Origin of the sequence: Desulfospira joergensenii DSM 10085 (genome assembly GCF_000420085.1) — a bacterium.
In the GTDB taxonomy this organism is placed as follows: Bacteria; Desulfobacterota; Desulfobacteria; order Desulfobacterales; family Desulfobacteraceae; genus Desulfospira; species Desulfospira joergensenii.
The window spans coordinates 1,427,097-1,446,008 of the sequence record NZ_ATUG01000001.1 but is presented as its reverse complement, the minus strand read 5'-3'; the positions used below and the strand labels follow the sequence as shown (position 1 = coordinate 1,446,008).

General features: G+C 53.4%; 19 protein-coding genes. 7 read left to right on the top strand and 12 right to left on the bottom strand.

Translation table 11 applies throughout. The features are described 5' to 3' along the window. Window positions 1–97: 97 nt before the first annotated feature. The 7 genes from F608_RS0107310 to F608_RS31090 all read left to right on the top strand — a co-directional run bounded on the left by F608_RS0107310 (window position 98) and on the right by F608_RS31090 (window position 6,236). The gene (locus tag F608_RS0107310) at window positions 98–412 is read left to right on the top strand and encodes an STAS domain-containing protein (RefSeq protein WP_022664974.1); all 315 of its coding nucleotides are present in this window, start codon (window positions 98–100) and stop codon (window positions 410–412) included. Between the two features lies 1 nt (window position 413). Then, complete coding sequence (locus tag F608_RS0107305; protein WP_022664972.1) at window positions 414–779, top strand: response regulator; 366 nt, start codon at window positions 414–416, stop codon at window positions 777–779. Between the two features lie 58 nt (window positions 780–837). After that, complete coding sequence (locus tag F608_RS0107300) at window positions 838–2,922, top strand: chemotaxis protein CheA (RefSeq protein WP_022664971.1); 2,085 nt, start codon at window positions 838–840, stop codon at window positions 2,920–2,922. A gap of 61 nt (window positions 2,923–2,983) precedes the next feature. Then, window positions 2,984–3,538, top strand: coding sequence for a chemotaxis protein CheW (locus F608_RS31095; protein WP_022664970.1), 555 nt, complete (start codon window positions 2,984–2,986; stop codon window positions 3,536–3,538). A gap of 57 nt (window positions 3,539–3,595) precedes the next feature. Continuing rightward, window positions 3,596–4,474 carry a CheR family methyltransferase gene (locus F608_RS0107290; protein ID WP_022664969.1) on the top strand — a complete coding sequence of 293 codons (879 nt, stop codon included), beginning with the start codon at window positions 3,596–3,598 and terminating at the stop codon, window positions 4,472–4,474. 127 nt (window positions 4,475–4,601) lie between these two features. Next, window positions 4,602–5,672, top strand: coding sequence for a protein-glutamate methylesterase/protein-glutamine glutaminase (locus F608_RS0107285; RefSeq protein ID WP_022664968.1), 1,071 nt, complete (start codon window positions 4,602–4,604; stop codon window positions 5,670–5,672). A gap of 6 nt (window positions 5,673–5,678) precedes the next feature. Continuing rightward, window positions 5,679–6,236 (top strand): chemotaxis protein CheD, encoded by a 558-nt coding sequence (locus F608_RS31090; protein WP_022664967.1) that lies wholly within the window; start codon window positions 5,679–5,681, stop codon window positions 6,234–6,236. Between the two features lie 18 nt (window positions 6,237–6,254). On the opposite strand, the gene F608_RS0107275 is transcribed toward F608_RS31090, so the two are convergent. From F608_RS0107275 to F608_RS0107220, 12 genes are all read right to left on the bottom strand, one after another. Next, window positions 6,255–6,509 carry a glutaredoxin family protein gene (locus tag F608_RS0107275; RefSeq protein WP_022664966.1) on the bottom strand — a complete coding sequence of 85 codons (255 nt, stop codon included), beginning with the start codon at window positions 6,507–6,509 and terminating at the stop codon, window positions 6,255–6,257. A gap of 124 nt (window positions 6,510–6,633) precedes the next feature. Then, window positions 6,634–8,658: a GNAT family N-acetyltransferase gene (locus F608_RS34510; RefSeq protein ID WP_022664965.1), complete on the bottom strand. Its 2,025-nt coding sequence runs from the start codon at window positions 8,656–8,658 to the stop codon at window positions 6,634–6,636. Between the two features lies 1 nt (window position 8,659). Then, the gene (locus F608_RS34505; protein ID WP_022664964.1) at window positions 8,660–10,960 is read right to left on the bottom strand and encodes an ATP-binding protein; all 2,301 of its coding nucleotides are present in this window, start codon (window positions 10,958–10,960) and stop codon (window positions 8,660–8,662) included. A 321-nt stretch (window positions 10,961–11,281) separates the two neighbouring features. Then, window positions 11,282–11,773 carry an amino acid-binding protein gene (locus F608_RS0107260; protein WP_022664962.1) on the bottom strand — a complete coding sequence of 164 codons (492 nt, stop codon included), beginning with the start codon at window positions 11,771–11,773 and terminating at the stop codon, window positions 11,282–11,284. Between the two features lie 83 nt (window positions 11,774–11,856). Beyond that, window positions 11,857–12,393 (bottom strand): 2-oxoacid:acceptor oxidoreductase family protein, encoded by a 537-nt coding sequence (locus F608_RS0107255; protein ID WP_022664961.1) that lies wholly within the window; start codon window positions 12,391–12,393, stop codon window positions 11,857–11,859. A gap of 31 nt (window positions 12,394–12,424) precedes the next feature. Next, window positions 12,425–13,162 carry a thiamine pyrophosphate-dependent enzyme gene (locus tag F608_RS0107250; protein WP_022664960.1) on the bottom strand — a complete coding sequence of 246 codons (738 nt, stop codon included), beginning with the start codon at window positions 13,160–13,162 and terminating at the stop codon, window positions 12,425–12,427. A gap of 8 nt (window positions 13,163–13,170) precedes the next feature. Next, entirely contained in the window at window positions 13,171–14,238 is a 1,068-nt protein-coding gene (gene vorB / locus F608_RS0107245) for a 3-methyl-2-oxobutanoate dehydrogenase subunit VorB (RefSeq protein WP_022664959.1), read from the bottom strand. A gap of 11 nt (window positions 14,239–14,249) precedes the next feature. Then, the gene (locus tag F608_RS0107240) at window positions 14,250–14,480 is read right to left on the bottom strand and encodes a 4Fe-4S dicluster domain-containing protein (RefSeq protein ID WP_022664958.1); all 231 of its coding nucleotides are present in this window, start codon (window positions 14,478–14,480) and stop codon (window positions 14,250–14,252) included. A 19-nt stretch (window positions 14,481–14,499) separates the two neighbouring features. After that, the gene (locus F608_RS0107235) at window positions 14,500–15,183 is read right to left on the bottom strand and encodes a hypothetical protein (RefSeq protein WP_022664957.1); all 684 of its coding nucleotides are present in this window, start codon (window positions 15,181–15,183) and stop codon (window positions 14,500–14,502) included. Between the two features lie 108 nt (window positions 15,184–15,291). Then, window positions 15,292–16,434, bottom strand: a complete 1,143-nt coding sequence (locus F608_RS0107230; RefSeq protein WP_022664956.1) for a hypothetical protein — start codon at window positions 16,432–16,434, stop codon at window positions 15,292–15,294. Next, complete coding sequence (locus F608_RS0107225) at window positions 16,418–17,692, bottom strand: radical SAM family protein (RefSeq protein ID WP_022664955.1); 1,275 nt, start codon at window positions 17,690–17,692, stop codon at window positions 16,418–16,420. The genes F608_RS0107230 and F608_RS0107225 overlap by 17 nt, the downstream gene beginning before the upstream one ends. A 50-nt stretch (window positions 17,693–17,742) precedes the next feature. After that, the gene (locus F608_RS0107220) at window positions 17,743–18,693 is read right to left on the bottom strand and encodes an integron integrase (RefSeq protein WP_244154281.1); all 951 of its coding nucleotides are present in this window, start codon (window positions 18,691–18,693) and stop codon (window positions 17,743–17,745) included. Window positions 18,694–18,912: the final 219 nt, after the last annotated feature.

Below are 18,912 nucleotides of genomic sequence, written 5' to 3'. Positions count from 1 at the left end.
GGATAATGGTCTTCTTCTGCTGCATGGCGATCAGGCTGCCATACAGCCTCTTGAACCGGACAATGAAACAGAGACAGATACCTGAAAAGGAGAATGTATGACTTCCCCGGAAAAAGACAAGGACGGTAACCTGGTGATCAAGATCAAAGGTTCCCTGTCCGCTTATGAAGTTGGTGCTCTTAAAGATCAGATGCTGCTTGGGCTTGAAAATGAAAATGGATTGATACTGGATATTAACGGAATAACCGACTGCGATACACTGGGCATTCAGCTTCTCTACTCTGCCGGCAAAACCGCTAAAGATTTAAATAAGACTTTCTTACTCTCCGGCACTTCCAAGGTCTGCCGGGAAGCGGCAATGGGGATCGGGCTGGAACCGGAAGATTATCTGAATTCTCTGGAGGAGGCATAAAATGTCAAAGGTAATCATGACGGCGGATGATTCAACCAGCATCCGGCAGATGGTAAACTTCACCCTGAAACAGGCCGGGTATGAGGTCATTGAGGCTGTGGACGGTCAGGATGCCGTAAATAAGCTGGCCGGGACCAGTATTGATATGCTGATCACCGATCTGAACATGCCCAACATGGACGGGTTCGAACTGATCACACAGGTGCGGGCAATGCCCCAGTTCAAATTTATTCCCATCATCATGCTGACCACGGAGTCCCAGGCCGATATGAAACAGAAAGGCAAGGCAGCAGGCGCCACAGGATGGATTGTCAAGCCGTTTAAACCGGAACAGCTTCTTGCCGTAATTAAGAAAGTACTCCGGTAAATTATAGATAAGGGAGGACCCCTCCTCCCTTGTTCCCGATTATCAAAGGAATGATCTTATGAATGAATCAAACAGATTCATTGAAGAATATCGCCAGGAGGCGGAAGAACTTCTTACCGGTATTGAAGAAGCCGTCCTGGATATCGAAGACGATCCCGATGACAAGGAGGCTGTCAACAGGCTGTTTCGTGCCATGCATACCATTAAAGGCTCCGGATCCATGTTCGGGTTTGACGATATAGCCGATTTCACCCATCATGTGGAGACGGTCCTGGATAAGGTCAGAGAAGGCATCGTTCCCGTAACCAAGACCCTCATCGATCTGATCCTGATTTCCCGGGACCGGATTACGGCCCTTCTGGCAGCGGCCGAAGGCGGCCCCCCCGTGGATGCGCAGGAAGGAGAAGAGATCATTGCCTCTCTCAAGGCACTTCTCTCCACCGAAGAGGCGGTCCAGGGGGCGGTTTTAGCCCAGACAGAGGCTGAATCTCCGGACGAAGAGGCCGACCAGGGTTCGGAAACCCTTTACCGGATCCGGATGAAGCCGGATCCGGCCATATTCACCTCGGGCATGGACCCGGTCCTTCTTCTGGACGATCTCCGCGAACTGGGTGAATGCAACGTCGTGGCCCAGACCGATGAGATCCCCGAACTCGGGAACCTTGATCCTGAGTCCTGCTATGTTTTCTGGGATATCACCCTGGCAACCTCGGGCGGAATCAATGCCATCAAAGACGTGTTCATCTTTGTGGAGGACGACTGCAAGATCTCCATTGATGTTCTTGAAGAGAGAGCCGGAGTGGATGTGGAAAAGCCGGTGCCCCGGGTGGGAGATATCCTGATTGAGCGGGGAGACGTTACCCGGGAAATTGTTGATCAAAGCGTTACCGGACAGAAAAAAATCGGGGAGCTGCTGGTGGAATCCGGAGCGGTTTCCCAGGAAAAGGTGAAATCCGCCTTAAATGAACAGAAGATCGTCAGCACGATTAAAAAAACAGCGGCTGCCTCCACGGTCCGTGTTCCGTCGGACAGGCTGGACAAATTGATCAATCTGGTAGGAGAACTGGTGATTACCCAGGCCCGCCTCACCCAGGTGGCCTCCCAAAGGGATGATATAGAGCTTGGAGAGCCGGTGGAGGAGGTGGAGCGGCTGACCGGAGAACTCAGGGACAGCGTACTCAATATCCGCATGATGCCCATAGGGACGACCTTTAACAAGTTCAGAAGACTGGTCCGGGACCTCTCCTCTCAGTTGAATAAAAAAATTGATCTGGTCACACAGGGGGCTGAGACGGAGATGGATAAAACCGTCCTGGAAAGACTTGACGATCCCCTGGTTCACCTGATCCGAAACAGTATCGATCACGGGGTTGAACCGCCGGATCTCAGGAAAGAAGCCGGAAAGCCTGAAAAGGGCACGATCCTTCTGACCGCTGCCCACAGGGGCACCAATGTGGTGATTACCATCCAGGACGACGGTGCCGGCCTGGATCCTGAGGTCATCCGGAAAAAAGCCCTGGAAAAGGGCCTGATACCTGAAAACGCCGATCTTTCGGAAAAAGAGATCTTTGCCCAGATTTTTGCTCCCGGATTTTCCACCTCAAAGGAGGTGACAAGTGTTTCCGGCCGCGGAGTCGGCATGGACGTTGTCAAGAAAACCATTGAATCCCTCAGGGGGATGATCGATATTGAAAGCAAAATGGGGGAAGGCAGCCGGATTACCCTGAAACTTCCCCTGACCCTGGCCATTATCAACGGCCTTCTGGTACGCATCGAAGATGACTTTTTTGTTCTGCCCCTGATGACCGTGGAAGAGTGTGTCGAGATCGGCCGGGAAGAGACGGAAAAAAACCGGGGCAGAAACATTCTCAACGTGCGGGGAGAAATGGTTCCCTATATCCGCCTTCGGGAGCATTTCAAGGTCCCCGGAAAGAGGCCAGAGGTGGAACATATTGTCATTACCGATGTCAATGCCAATCGGATCGGATTTGTTGTAGATCATGTCATCGGCGGCCACCAGACCGTAATCAAGCCCTTGGGACCCGCCTTTAAAACCGTCAGGGACATATCCGGAGCCACCATCCTCGGGGATGGAACCGTGGCCCTGATTCTGGACACCAACGCTTTGGTGGAAAAAGTATAAAATAACCCGGGCTGATCAGAGTTCAACATCTGGCCGCAAGCCCCAAAGAGGAGGAATGCCAATGAGTGTGCCCGGCATAACCAAGACAAGCCAGTATCTTTCCTTTAAGCTGGATGAAGAGATCTATGCCATGGACATTAACAATGTCCGGGAGGTGCTTGATTTCACTCAAATGACAAAGGTGCCCCGTATGCCGGATTTCATGCGGGGGGTAATCAACCTCAGGGGAGGAGTTGTCCCCGTTGTTGATCTTAGGCTGAAATTCGGTATGGAGAAGACTGAAATCAATGTGGATACCTGCATCATCATCATAGAGGTCTCCTTTGACAGTGAGGAAACCCTCCTGGGCATCATGGTGGACTCGGTGCAGGAGGTGATGAGCCTGGAGCCGGACCAGATCGAGCCTGCGCCCAGAATCGGCACCCGTCTCAAGACGGAATTCATCAAGGGAATGGGAAAAAAGGACAATGATTTTATCATTATCCTTGAAAGCAGAAAGGTTTTTTCTGCCGAAGAACTTGCCGTTGTCCAGGTTTCGGAAAGCGAAGCCCAGCTGCTTGAAACCGATCACCCTGTGCAGGACGGGGAGGACGAGGAAAATGACGGGGATCTATAATCATACGTTCAGGCCGGTATTCTTCGGGCATGCTGTTGCTGGGCCAGGAAGTGAGCTGTGAAGGAGAGTTCCGCCCATAGCCCCCCCAGGCTTGATACCCTCTCCATGAGGGACTTTAGAAAGCTGGGTGCTTTCATCAACTCCGAACTCGGAATCAAGATGCCGGATGCCAAAAGGGGCATGGTGGAATCCCGCCTGCGAAGGCGCCTGACCCGGCTCAAGATGGAATCCTATTCCGATTATTGCACCTACCTGTTCAGTTCCGAGGGCATGGAAAATGAGCTGGTTGAATTTATCAATGTAATCACGACAAATAAGACCGATTTTTTCAGGGAGAGTCACCAGTTTACCTATCTTACACAAGAGGCCCTGCCTGAACTGGTCGGATCCGGAACCATCCGGGGAACAAAAACACTTTCCATCTGGAGCACGGCCTGCTCCAGGGGGCACGAGCCTTACACCCTTGCAATGGTTCTGGCCGAATTTGCCAGAACCCTGGAAAATCCAAGGCTTTCCTTTAAGATCCTGGGTACGGATATTTCCACCCGGGTTCTGGATATCGCCCAGAAAGCGGTCTACGATCATGAAGAGATCGAGCCGGTGCCCATGGCCTTGAGAAAAAGATACCTTTTGCGGAGCAAGGACCGGGAAAAAAAACTCGTACGGATCGTCCCCGGGCTCCGGTCCAGGGTGAGATTATGCCGGCTCAACCTTATGGATAATGCCTATCCCATGGTGGATCAGATGGATATCATCTTCTGCAGAAATGTGATGATCTATTTTGAAAGAGAGACACAGGAGACCCTGCTGCTTCACCTGTGCAGGCACCTGAAACCAGGCGGTTACCTATTTGTGGGCCATTCAGAAGTCCTCCAGTGCAGCAAACTTCCCCTGGTCAGCCGGGGAGCCTCCATTTACAGAAAACTCCGGGACTGAGAAGAGGATCTCCCGAATTTTTTTCCGGAAGCCTGCAGACGATGGACGCAAATGCAGTAAAAAATTCGCAATTAAAAATATGGCCCGACCGGATGGAAACCGGACTGTTAAAATAAAGGCAATATAAATGGGAAAAAAAATCAGAGTTCTCATCGTAGACGATTCCGCTTTGGTTCGGAATGCACTTTCCGAGGTCCTTTCGTCGGATCCGGATATTGAAATCATGGCAACGGCCTCAGACCCCTTTATCGCTGCGGCCAAGATGCGGGATGAGGTCCCGGATGTGATCACCCTGGATGTGGAGATGCCCCGCATGGACGGGATCACCTTTTTGCGGAAGATTATGAGTCAGCACCCCGTACCCGTGGTCATCTGTTCCACCCTGGCGGGAACCGGAACCCAGACCGCGATCAAGGCATTGGAGTACGGGGCCCTGGAAATTCTTCAGAAGCCCAACCTGGGGACAAAGAAGTTCTTTGAAGAATCAAAAATCAGGATATGCGATGCCATCAAGGCGGCTGCCATGTCAAAGGCCAAGAAAATTTCACGGCCCATGAAGGTCACTCCCAAATTGACCGCAGATGCCATCCTGCCCCAGCCCGGCAGCAGGGCCATGGTTGAAACCACGGAAAAGATCATTGCCGTGGGGGCGTCAACCGGGGGGACAGAAGCCCTCAGGACCCTGTTTGAGGCCCTTCCCCACGATGCTCCGGGCATGGTGGTGGTCCAGCACATGCCTGAAAATTTTACAAAGGCCTTTGCCAAACGGCTGGACGGGCTGTGCCGGGTTTCCATCAAAGAGGCTGAAAACAATGACACGGTCCTGCGGGGCCAGGTCCTGATTGCACCGGGGAATAAGCATATGTTGCTCAAGCGCAGCGGTGCCCGGTACTACGTGGAAACAAAAGAGGGCCCCCTGGTTTCCCGTCACCGCCCTTCGGTGGATGTTCTTTTCCGGTCAGCGGCCCGGTATGCGGGGAAAAATGCTTTGGCCGTAATCATGACCGGCATGGGGGATGACGGGGCCCGGGGAATGCTGGAGATGAAGGAGGCCGGGGCATTTACCATTGCCCAGGATGAGGAGAGCTGTGTGGTTTTTGGCATGCCCAAGGAGGCAATCAAGAGAAATGCCGTGGACAAGGTGGTCGCACTTGAGAAGATCGCGGGAAGCGTCCTTAGAATGTGTCAGGGCAGCTAAACGATCATGAAAGAATTGATCAATATCAGAATCGGAGAGTACTATGCCAGCAAGGAAAAGAGTATTATCAGTACTATCCTGGGTTCCTGTGTGGCCGTCTGCCTGTTTGATCCTGAAAACAGGATCGGGGGCATGAACCATATCCTCATGCCGGGGCAGCCCGACCTGGGCAGGTATGATGCCTCCGCCCGCTACGGGATCAACGCCATGGAGCTTTTGATCAACGGCGTCATGAAGCTGGGGGGGAACCGGAAAAAAATCATTGCCAAAACCTTTGGCGGGGCCAATGTTCTTCCCTACATTTCCGAAGACAGGGCCATCGGCCAGAAAATCGTTGCCTTTGTCAAGGAGTTCCTGCACGAGGAGAAAATTAAAATCACCAGCCAGGATTTCGGAGGAAATGACACCCGAAAAATATACTTTCACACGGACACGGGCGATGTCTTTTTAAAACGGATTGCCTCCATGAAGTCTAAGAGTATCGTCCAGGAAGAGCAGAAAAGACTCGAAAAGGTCCGCCGCCATCTCGAAGATCCCGGAGATGTCACCATCTTCACACCCTAGAGAATGGTTTAAAATATCTTATCCTATTCCCAGGTTCTGCAGATCCGTTTCCAATTCCTTTTCATTGAAGATCTTGCCCTCCCTCCATTTCCCGTTATATTCCAGGGTGGGGATCACCCAGTCGTCCCCTCCGTTGACCTCTATGACTTTTTGAACGATCTCTTTGGGTTGGGCTTCAATGTCAAGATATTGGAATTCAATCTCGTTTTTTTTCAGGTAATCCACGGTTTCCACACAATGGGGGCACCATTTGGCAGCATATACTTTCAGCATGATTCATCTCTCTTATCTGTTTTTGTCTGGGTATACTCTAATTGTTGAACCTTGGATTTCAAGGCGGAGCCCGAAATTTTATCGCAAAAGGCAAAGAAAGGGAAGGAAATCAGATTGTAAAAGCTCAGGAGGGATGGGGCACCATGGCATGGGCGGCAAAAATATTTTCCGATGCAAAGGCCCCTCTTTCACCAAGACGGATACGGAGCCGGGCAAAGGCATCCCGGGTTTCGGAATCCCAGTCCCCGGCCCGTTTTAAATGCTGCTGCTTGAATCCGAATACAATATTGAAAAACATCTCCGGTCCCAGCATCTGGGTGGTCACGGGAACAAGGTCTACCTGAACCTGTTCCAGGCCGGCCTCCATGAGATAGGACAGCAGTTTTCTTCCCACGTGACGGTCTCCGCCGAATTGGGCTTGGGCCCTGGCAACCCGTTCTTCGATCTGATGCCATTCTCTTGATTCCGGGTGGATAAAGATGGTTCCGTCGTCCACATCCATAATGCACAGAATCCCACCGGGCCGGGTCACCCGGATCATTTCCCGGATCGTGTCCATGGGGTCGGGAATGTGCTGGAACAGGAGCCTGGCATAGGAAAAATCAACATCATGATTTTTCAATGGGATGGCCTGGCCGGTTCCCTCCAGAAATCGGCAAAGGGGAAGGTCCCGGGTCCTTTTTTCGGCTTCTTCTCTCAGCTCCCGGTCCGGTTCAATCCCGATGATCCGGCTTTGGGGAAAATAGCGGGCCAGGAGCATGGATGTTACCCCCGGTCCGGATCCCAGATCCAGAATCGTGTCCCCGTTTTTTAATCCGATTTTTTTTAATACGGTGAATTCCAGTTTTTCCGAAATCTGGGCCTGGGTGGTCAGCCTTTGATACTCTCCTTTTTTGTCGGAAAGGGTGTCAAAGTGGTAGGATTCCACCCGGGCGGGTCCGGCCTTGAGGACCTGGGTTTCATGGAGGGCCGGCCGCCGGATCCGTCCCGGGGACAGATCCCGGAATGTGCTGATGCTCCGGGCCAGTTCCTCATGGAGCCGGCCCATCCTATGGGCCAGGATCCCCAGGATATTCTGATACAGGTCCATGGCCAGACCCGGATTTTTTTTGCCCAGCCGGGAGAACAGGTTTTCGGGGATCAGGAGAATTTCACTCTCTTCCATGGACAAAAGAAGGGCCGGCTGCCGGGTCTGGGTGAGGGCGGGCAGTTCCCCAAAGGGTTCCCCCGGGGAGATGATATAGACAAAATGGGGATCGGACAGATCTCCCACCCCGACCCCCAGGCTTCCTTTCAGAACCACCCCCATGAACACATCGTCTTTGGGGCCGGCCTGGATCACCTCATTGGGGCCCAGGCTGAGCCTGGGAAGACGGCCCATGATCTGATCCGCCTTGGCTTGAGACAGACCATTGAAAAATTTTAAATTTTGTTTGGAATCCTCCGCCGGGGAGGCAAAGGCCAGCTGAGCCCAGAGGGATCTGGATCCCATGGAAGGGAGTTCCGGTTCTCCAAATCCCGGAAAAGCATCCTTGAGCATTGCCGCAGACCGGCCCTGGTCGTTGCAGTCATGGGGAAGCAGGTGTTTTAAGGGGCTCTTAACCTTTTCCAGGTAGGGACCGTCTTGGATACAGCCGATCAGGGGAACCCGGATACCTGTATCCAGCCTGAAATGTTTCAGGTAGGGGCGCATACCGATGCGATGGTAGAGGTGGACCAGATTGATCCGGCAATAACATGTGGCTGTGGTGATACGGGATCCGAAGAGGTGGCAGAAAAGATCGGCCAGAAGCAGGGAGATCACCGTCCCGCCCCGATGGGCCGGATCAATGGCCAGGCGGGAAATAAAGGCCACCCGGTCCGGACCGAACAGGCCGGCCAGTCTGTCAAATTCCATATTTTGAAACAGGGATGGATCCGGGATCCCCCGGGAAAGATGATTGACCCTGACGCAGCCCACAATGCGGCCTTCTTCGTCCATGGCCATGAAGTGGTCGGCCAGGGGATCCAGGCGGTCCCTGATTTCCTTCCTCCCATGGTCGGTTCCGGGAAGGTCCTGTTTGATTTCCCGGGCCCAGATCCGGTAGAGGAAACGAAACAGGCCGGTCTTGTCTTCCTCTCCCCGGGGGCGTGTGACAATGATGTTCATCCTAGCCGGCTTCCTTTTTCCGGTTTTCCAGAAGGTTCCTGACGGCGCCGGCAAATTTATGGACGGTGATGGGTTTCATCAGAAATTCATCAATGGCCTTGCCCTGGTAATCTTTCCGGGAGATTTTCTCGCTGAACCCCGTGCAGAGGATTACGGGAATCTCTTTTCTGATTTTTTTAATCCGGCCGGCCAGGACGTCTCCGGTCATGCCCGGCATGGTCATGTCCGTGATCACCAGGTCAAAATCGGCCGGGGATTTTTCAAAGGCTTCTAAGGCCAGGCTGCTGTCAACAAAGGCTGAAACCCGGTACCCGTATTTCTGGAGGATGTTCCGGCACATCTCGGCGATGCTCTGTTCATCGTCAACCAGCAGGATCTTTTCGGTACCCCCGGGAATCCGGGCTTCCGGCACCTGATCTTCCTCGGCCGAGGAGTCGGCTGCCGGAAGGTAGATATGGAAGCTGGTTCCCTGACCGGGTTCCGAGTAAACCTTGATGTCTCCGTTGAGTTTTTTAACGATCCCGTAGCAGACCGAAAGGCCCAGACCGGTTCCCTTGCCCTTTTTTTTCGTGGTAAAATAGGGGTCAAAGATCTGCATCAGGGTCTGTTTGTCCATGCCGCAGCCCGTATCCGCAACCGTCAACCGGGCATAGGTCCCCGGAACAAGTCTCTCTGTGCCGGTCTGGTATTCAGAGTCGATCTTGATCTCTTCCAGGCAGACCTCGAACCTTCCGCTTTTTTCCTGGACCGCATGAAAGGCATTGGTGCAAAGGTTCATGATGATCTGGTGGAGCTTGGTGGGATCGGCAAAAACCGGGCTGCAGTCGGGCTGGATATTCTGCAGGATCTCGATGTCGCTGGGGATGGAGGACCGCAGCAGCTTGAGCGCCTCCTTGATGATGCTCTGAAAGGATACGGCCTGATTTTTGAGTTCAGACTGGCGGCTGAAGGTCAGGATCTGGCGGGTCAGGTCCCTGGCCCTGGAGGCGGCCTGGTAGATTTCGCGAACCATGTCATGGTGGGGACTTCCCCGGGGCAGGTCTTCGGTTAGGAGTTCTGCATACCCGATGATGGGGAAAAGGATATTGTTGAAATCGTGGGCGATCCCTCCGGCCAGGGTGCCGATGGCCTCCATCTTCTGATAGTGGCGGAGCCTTTCCTCTAGTTTTTCTTTTTCCTCCTGGTTCTTTTTTCTCAAATTTTCCTGATTTTCAAGGGCCGATGCCATCTTGTTGAATCCTTCGGCAATGAGCCGGGCCTGTTCAATTCCGGAGACGGTTTCGAGCCGGTAGGAAAAATCTCCGGATCCGACCCGGTCAAGGGCATTCCGGATTCTCTGGTTCACGACATCCTCCATGGATTGGCGGGGAAAGGCAGAGAAAAATATCCATTGAATGCCGGGAATGACTTCAAAATAGCCCACCACTTCCTCGCCATCGGGCGGGGAAAGGGCGAATTGTCCGCTTTTCCGGTCCAGGAGTTTTTCAGGCTTCAGGGTATTGAACCCGGGGCCGAGCTCATGGAAATGGTGTTGGAAAATACTTCCTTTTTCCCGGTCGATCCGGGTTTCAATGGAGGGATGGGCCACAAGAAGGCCCATTTGATCCGCGATGAAGTTGACCTGACCCTTGAGAAGGGTGTCGAATACGAATTCCGGATAGAGGCTTTTCATGGGAAGATCAATGCTCCAGAGCCCGATGAAGTTTCCTTTCAGATCAACGGGAATGGAAACCGAAAGGATCAGCCCTTCTCCGGCATAGTCAATGCTGGGAGGGGTCCATTGTATTTTCCCCTCTGGATTGTTTTCCGGGGCCACGGATTGATAGGTGTGGTAGCTGCTCCAGTCAAAGTCCGGGGTAATGGCCGTAATCTGATCAATATAGGGAAACTGGATGGAGGTGTTGGTGATGTCCTGGTAATAGATCCATGCCGCGTCGGACAGCCCGGACCGGATTTCTTCCAGAAACGGACCCAAATTTCTCAGGGCATACATGCGGAAACAGGCGTCCCGGTTGCGGACCAGGTCCGGATGCCAGGAATGGGAAAGGATGTTTCCGGGGGCCCGGTTCTCCCGGAAGGCCTTTAAATTGGGGAGACTGAGCCAGAAACCGTCCTCATCGATTCCGAATCCCTCTTGTTTAAACCAGGCGTCAATGTCAGATTCCGTTGCCCGGGTTTCCAGGAATAAAACCTGTGAGAGTCGCCTGAGTTCGTAGAGGGCAGCATGAAATCGCCGGATATTGGTTTCCAGGGATGCGGCGATCTGCTTGACCTGTAATTGGAGGGGGTAATCTTTTAACATGACACCTCACAGGAAAGGCCGGCTTCTGGCACGGGGCTCCTGGGGGAATTCAGGTCCCAGGGCAGACGGCCAATACCTTTCAGATTATAAAATCCCCTGTCGGTTTAACACCCTTCCAGGTTATTATGATGAAACACTGTGTATTGTTCAGTTGAAAACGAATGTTTAAGGGTAGACAGGAACGCGGCTTTTGTCAATAGATCAAGCCAATTATTGGGTTCAAGAACAGCTATGGATTTCTGAAGATGAGTTGAGCCGGCGGGCTTTAAGAAGAAAGGACAGCCCCGGACCCGGGGCTGTCCTTTTCTTTAATGAGTTTTTCTAGTATTTTCCGTCCTTGAATATGGCGTCCGCGGTTTTGACATCCTCGGGACAGAACACGAACAGGCATTTGGCCCCGTCATCGGAAACCGACCCGTATACGTAGTTGATGTTGATCTCTTCTTCGCCGAATTTTCGGGTAATCTTGGCGAATTCCCCGGGTTTGTTGGTGATGTCAATGGCCACCACCTCCTTGGTGTCAAAGAGGTAGTCGTTTTTCTTTAACAGGGCCACGGATTCGTCGACCTTGTCCGTGAGCAGACGGATCAGGGCGAACTGGGCAGAGTCCCGGCGCATGGAAGAGTAACTGGCCGAAGAGGCCAGGCGTTTCAGGGATTTGCCCCGGGCCTCAAACAGCTTCTGGACATAGGCCGAGGCATCCTGGATGGTGATGGCATCGATGTTGATGCCGGCCTCCCCGAACAGGGCGGTCAGGTTTCCAAGCTCGCCGGGTACGTTTTTCAGGAAAAGAGATATTTCCATTCTGATCATGGGGCTGCCCTCCTCTTTTGGGTTCAGATTAAACCTCAGGTTTACGGGTCAGGATCTCATTATCGTCCAAACCGGGTCTGATGTCAATTGGCGGCCAGTTTCACCCCCTGGTCAAAGGCCTCCATGTTCAGGGGAATGATCTTTGCCTTGGCGGCAAATTCGTCTTTGACGCATTGCTTTAGAAGATCGAGATCCACCAGTTTACTCCGGGCGGCAAAGGCGCTTAAGGCAACGATATTGGCCGCCCGGACAGAGCCTGCCTTGATGGCCACTTCATTCACCGGTACGGCCAGCTCGTCCACATCGGTCCTATTGCTGCGCACCGGGATCAGGGAGGAGTTGATGAACACGATCCCCCCCGGCTTGACGTCATTTGCGAATTTCTCCAGGGAAGGCCGGTTCATGGCCACCAGGTGGGTGGGGTTCTTGATGATGGGAGATCCGATGAGCTTGTCACTGATGACCACGGTACAATAGGCTGTGCCTCCCCTCATTTCAGGACCATAGGAAGGAATCCAGGCCACAAAGGAACCCTGTTTCATTGCCGCATAGGCCAGAAGCTTTGCGCTGAGCAGGATACCCTGGCCGCCAAATCCTGCGAATTTTATTTCTGTCTGCATGGGTTTTACTCCAATATTCGTTAAAGGGTGCCTATTCAGGGACCTTGTAATCTCCCAGTTCATAGTAGGGAAGCAGTTTTTCCTCGGCCCATTTCAGGGCATCCAGGGGGGTCATGCCCCAGTTTGTCGGACAGGTGGAGATCACTTCCACCAGGCTGAAGCATTTGTCTTCCAGCTGATATTGAAAGGCCTGTTTAATGGCCTTTTTGGTCTTGTTGACCTGCTGGGGCTTGAGCACGGTCTGCCGGGTGATATAGGCCGGGGTGACCAGCTGGCTTAAGATGTTGGCCATGCGCAGGGGCATGCCGGTCTTGGCCGTGTCCCGCCCCTTGGGGGAGGTGGTGGCCCATTGGTCAGGCATGGTGGTGGGGGCCATCTGTCCGCCGGTCATGCCGTAAATGGCGTTGTTGATGAAGATGACGGTGAACTTCTCCCCCCGGTTGGCCGCATGCATGATCTCGCCCATGCCGATACTGGCCAGGTCGCCGTCGCCCTGGTAGGTAAAGACCATGAGGTCGGGTCTGACCCTTTTGATGCCCGTGGCCATGGCCGGGGCTCTTCCGTGGGCAGCCTCCTGGAAGTCACAGTTGAAATAATTATATGCAAGGACTGCGCATCCCACCGGGGCGATGCCCACGGTTCTGTCCCGGATGTCCAGTTCGTCGATGACCTCGGCCACCAGGCGGTGAACAATGCCGTGGGTGCAGCCCGGGCAGTAATGGGTATGGTTGTCGCTCATGGCCTTTGGCCTGGAAAATGTCTTGCCCATGGTCTCTCCTATATCATTCCTTTTATAATATCGATTATCTTTTCCGGTGAGGGGATGTCTCCTCCGCACTCTCCGTAAAATTCAACGGGCTTCTGCCCCCGGACACAGCGATCCACATCTTCCACCATCTGTCCCATGCTCATCTCAATGCTGATTACGAATTTGCAGCTTTCTTTGCCGGCGGCTTCATGTACGGCCTTTTCCGGGAAGGGGAACAGGGTTTTCGGCCGGAGCAGGGCCACTTCAATGCCCTCCTGTTTGAGCATGTCAATGGAGGTGCGGCAGACCCGGCTCATGGTACCGTAACTGGTGATGAGAACCTGGTAGTCGGTCTCTGCATTGTACAGCTCAAACATGACCTCTTCTTTTTTCATCTGGTCGTATTTGGCCTTGAGTTCCAGGTTGTTGTTGTTCAGTTCCGTGGGATCGAGAAATAAGGATTTCACCAGGTTTCTTTTCTTGCTCTTCCGGGTGGACATGCCATTGGTGGCCCAGTCGTCCTTGTTGGTCGGGGTGGTGTCCAGATCCTGATTGAACTCCACCGGTTCCATCATCTGTCCGATGAGGCCGTCTCCCATGATCATGACCGGTCCCCGGTATTTTTCCGCCAGGACAAAGGCCTTCATGGTCATTTCTACGGCCTCCTGGACGCTGTCCGGCGCCATGACCAGAAGGTGGTAATCCCCGTGGCCTCCGCCTTTGGTGGCCTGGAAATAGTCTCCCTGGGAGGGCAGGATTCCCCCTAAGCCCGGACCGCCCCGGACGATGTTCACAAATACGGCCGGGACCTGGGCCGCCGCAATATAGGACAGGGCTTCGCTCATGAGGCTGATGCCCGGAGAGGAAGAGGTGGTCATGACCCGCTCCCCTGCACCGGCTGCCCCGAAAATCATATAGCCCACCGCCACTTCGCTTTCTCCCTGGAGAAAGACTCCGTCCACCTCGGGAAGCCGCTTGGCCAGGTATTCGGCCACTTCGGACTGGGGGGTGATGGGATATGCAAAATAGTTCTTGCATCCGGCCCGGATCGCGGCCTCAGCAATTGCCTCATTCCCTTTCATCAACACTTTTGCCATGTTATTTTCCTTTATTCCTTGATTTCGGCTTCTTGGGTTTCTTTGATGGTGATGGCCACATCCGGGCACATGATACAGCAGATGGTGCAGTGGATGCAGTCCTCGGGTCTGGCCTGGAATGCCGGGAAATGTCCTTTGGCATTGACCGTGTCCGAGATCTCCAGCACGTTTTTGGGGCAGAAGTTGACGCAGAGTCCGCACCCCTTGCAGCGTTCGGAATCAATCACATGTTTGTACGCCATATTGGTTACTCCTTTTTGCTCAAATGCTTTTCCAGGGGGGTAAAAGTTTTCTGTCAATGGGTAACACGGGACAGTCAAAACGATCCAGATCCAGCTCTGGCAACACCTGGGTGGAAGCAGTTATAAATTCAAGTTTCAGACCGGTTTTCCGGGAAACATCCTTTGCCAGTTCATATCCTGTGAGTATGTGTTCAGGCTCGGTCTCGTCGATGAGATTGGCATTGGAGACCAGGCCGGTGATCTTCAGCTTGGAAGATTCTTCAATTTCTTTTCCGATCTTGATGCAGCCCGCCGTATCTTCCGTGGACGGCCGGAATGGGTTGATGACCTGGAGCATGGAAACCTCCCGGTTTTTAAAAAAATCGGCCAGTGCGGCCAGCACCGTTGCCCCCACATCATCTCCCCCGGCGTCCAGGAGGGTGAGCTGGGCCGGGTTCCGGATCATATCGGCCACGGCCGGGCTCAGGATGGGCAGATCCGCGTGCATATATTTCTTGTCGGGCAGGACCACTTCAACCCCCAGTTTTTCCAGGCTGATCCTGGCCTCCCGGGTCCTGAAATAGGGATTGACCAGGTCAAGGTCGGCTATCTTTACCTTTTTCCCGGCCATGGCCGCCCGGGCCGCCAGGTTGATGGCGGTCTCTGTCTTTCCCGAGCCGTAATTGCCTGCAATGATCACAATACCGTTCAGATCAGGGTCCAAATATATTTCCTTATACTAGAAGATTTCAATAACAACCCAAACATAAAATTAAAACAGATAAGAAATTGATTTGCAAATGATTTCTTTGATTTTCCGGAGATTTTTCATTTACCCCGGATCATGTTGTTTGAGGATGGCAGCGACCTCATTCCGTTTCAAGCGCCGGCCAAGCTCAATGCTCCGGTCTTTAACGGTTGAGGTGATCTGATCCAGGATCCCGGGGGAAAGATCCCGGGCCAGGTTTTCCCGGGCCAGGTAGCGGGCCACCAGCCCCCGGCTGCAGAGAAGATTAAGATAAAACTCTTCCTCTTTCACGGTTCCGAAGTCTTGACCGGCATGGGTCCCGGCCACATGGGTCCGGACCCCGGCACCGAAAAAAGGGAAATTATATTGAAGAAGGGCCTCTCCGGTCTGTTCCCGGACAATGCCATCCACATATCCGTAGTACTCCCGGAACAGGTCTGTATTGGTAAGATCCAGGTTCATGGAAATCCCCTGGTCCCGGATCTGCCGGGCCGTGGTAAAGAGATCGGCGATGCCGTTCCTCTCCCCGATCCCTAAGGCCGAGGCTTCCAGGACCGAGGCTCCGGCCAGAACGCCCATGAATGCATTGGCCGAGGCCATGCCCATGTCGTTGTGGCAGTGGACAGACAGGGCAGATGCGGATGTCTGGGAGGCCAGGCCGTGGATGGCGTCAAACACCTGATTGGGAGCCATGATCCCCGAGGTGTCGGGCAGGGAAACCATCTCCAGTTCCAGGTCCCGGGTCAGGAAGGCCACACATGACCTTAGGAATTGGGGCCGGGTCCGGCCCAGGTCGAGCAGGGCCAGGCTGATCCGGGCTTCCGGCTTCCGGGCCCGGATATGGGAGACCAGGGCCTTCAGGTTTTCAAGGATCCGGTTGATTTCCCCCTGGTCTGCCGAGGGCTTTACATGGAAATGGAAGTGGAGATCGTCCACCCCGGTCCCAAGCATGGTGTCGGCATCCTCTTTGCCGGCTCTGCCCAGGGCCGCCGTCCGGATTCGGAACCCCTTTTCCCGCCCATAGGCCGTAATCTTCCGGACGATTTCGGCCTCTTTGGGATGGGCCGCAGGATAGCCTGCCTGGCAGATGTCAACCCCCAGGGCTTCCTGGAACTCCAGGATTCGGATCCTCTGCTCCCGGGAAAAGACCAGGCCCCGGAACTGCATGCCCTCCCTCAGGGTCTGGTCGATGATGGTTATTTTTTTGGGTTTATTTTGGCTTTCCATGGTTTTCCTTGGGGGGATTAAAGTATCCGTGGATGAGGTTGGGAAATTCCCGGCTTATATTTCGGATCAGGCGGTCCATGCCCAGGGCCGGCCCTCCGGGTTCCACCCTTTCCATGGTCCGCCGGTAGACCCTGGGATCAAAGTTAAGATTCCGCCACTGGATCATGCTGATATCATGGGCCCGGATGAATTTGACCAGGGCATCTGCCTCTTTCTGGGAATCCGTGAATCCCGGGCAGTTAAGATAGTTGATGGCCACGAACTTCCCCTGGCTTCTGGCCCGGTCAATGCTGTCCAGAACATCCTTGAACCCATAGGACCGGGGCCTAAAATAGGCGGTATAGGTTGACTCCCGCACCGAATTCATGCTGACCCGCATACTGTCCAGCCCTGCCCGGCAGAGGTTTTCCACCTCAAGGGGGAGGCTTGCGTTGGTGTTCAGATTGATGGTGCCCTGGTCTGTTTTTTCCCGGATCATACGGACGGCAGGTTCAATGGCCTTTGCCGCGGTCAGGGGCTCGCCTTCGCAGCCCTGGCCAAAGCTGACCACGGCTTTCTCTACTTTTTTGATATGTTCCAGACTCACCTGGGCGATCTCCTCGGGCGTCGGGGTAAAGGCGATTCTTTCCTGGCAGGCGCAGAGGTTGTTTTCCGTCTGCAGGGAGATACAGCCCAGGCACCGGGCGTTGCACACCGTGGATGTGGGCAGGGGCGCTTCATACCGCTCAAGAAAGAAGTTCTTTCCTGCCGGACACCCGTACTCTAAAGCGCAGGTTTCCAGATGCCTCATGAGCCGGTTTTCAGGATAGGCTTTGCGCATGCGGTCCACCCCTTTTGCCACCCCTTTTTGGGGCATGAGCCGCAGATCCTGGCGGGGTTCCTCATCCACCCGGATGGCTGCCGACCGGAAATCCTTTTTCCCGAATCCCACGGCCCCGTAAGAGAACAGGGGCAAAGGCCCTTCCGCTCCCTCATCATCATAGGCGCAGAAATGGCGGTTCACGAACCCCGGGGAGTTGAACACGGCCACGGGAAATATCTTTTCATCCGAGGCATAGGGATTACGGTCCATGACCTCGAACCGGTCTTCATAGATATTATAGACCACCGGAGATCTTCCCGGCAGCATCATGAGCTCGCTGCCGTGGGGCATATCAAGGGTTTTATCCTTTGTCAGGGCCACGAACTCATCCCCGGACATGCCGGCCGCTCCATAGCCTTCCAGCTCGAAGATCTCCCCGTTTTCAGCAGCCACCACTGCGGTGATGTATTTTTTGTTTATATATGTGATAATTGATACCTCTTATTTTAAATATCCATGCTGTCAAGGGGACTTTTCAGCCGGGATATGTCATTGTCCATGACATGGGTATACCGCTTTGTTGTCTTTACATCCGCATGCCCCATGATTTCCTGGAGGGTTCTGATGTTGATCCCATCTTCCAGCATGGTGGTGGCAAAGGAATGCCTCAGGGTATGGCAGGTGACCCGTTTTGAGATCCCCGCCTTTCTCGCGGCTGTTTTAACGGCTTTCTGGAGACCGGATTCCAGTACATGATGGCGCCTTTCAACACCGGATCGGGGATCGGCAGATATTTTTTTGGCCGGGAACACATATTGCCAGCCGGTTTCCCGGGAAGCTTCGGGATATTTCCGGGCAAGGGCAGGAGGCATGAAGACCTGACCATACCCCTTCTGGAGATCTGTCCGGTGAAGATCCGTAACCCGGGAAACATGATTCTGCAAAAGGGGGATGACCGGCTCTGCCAGGATGGTGCTTCGCCATTTGTCTCCTTTGCCGAGTACATGTATCCTTTTCCGGTCAAAATCAATATCCTTAATCCGAAGGCGGACGCATTCCATGAGCCGCAGGCCTGAACCATATAATAATCCGGCCATGAGCGAGTGAGTTCCGTGAATATGACGAAATAAATTCTTTATTTCATCCCGGCCGAGAACGGTCGGTACAATGGGTTTTCTCCTGCTCCGGACAGGCTGGGTCCGGCTGCCGATTTGTATATCGAGCACATCCCGGTAAAGAAACATCAAAGCGTTTAAGGCCTGTCTCTGGGTGGATGCGGCCACCTGTTTTTTTGCGGCAAGGTCTGATAAAAACCGTTCAATATCCGAGGGCCCCAAATCACGGGGATGCGCCTTTTTCCCAAAGAAATATATATACCGCCGTATCCACTGGCAATAGGTTTGTTCGGTTCTGTAGGCATAATCATGATACCTCAGGACTTCACGGACCTGATCCATTAATTTCAAGCTTGGATCCGGATGGAATTTGGGTTTACTTTCCATTTTTTAGTTTGTAGTATGCTGATAAGTGGAAAATTGACAGTCAAAAATCAATAAGTGGAAAAAATGGCCTGCTTTTTCCATGTTTTTGGCATAATATCATAATATATGGAAAAATGACACACCCATATAGCTTGATATTATGAAAATTTTCCGTGTATTATCACTGTTAAACGA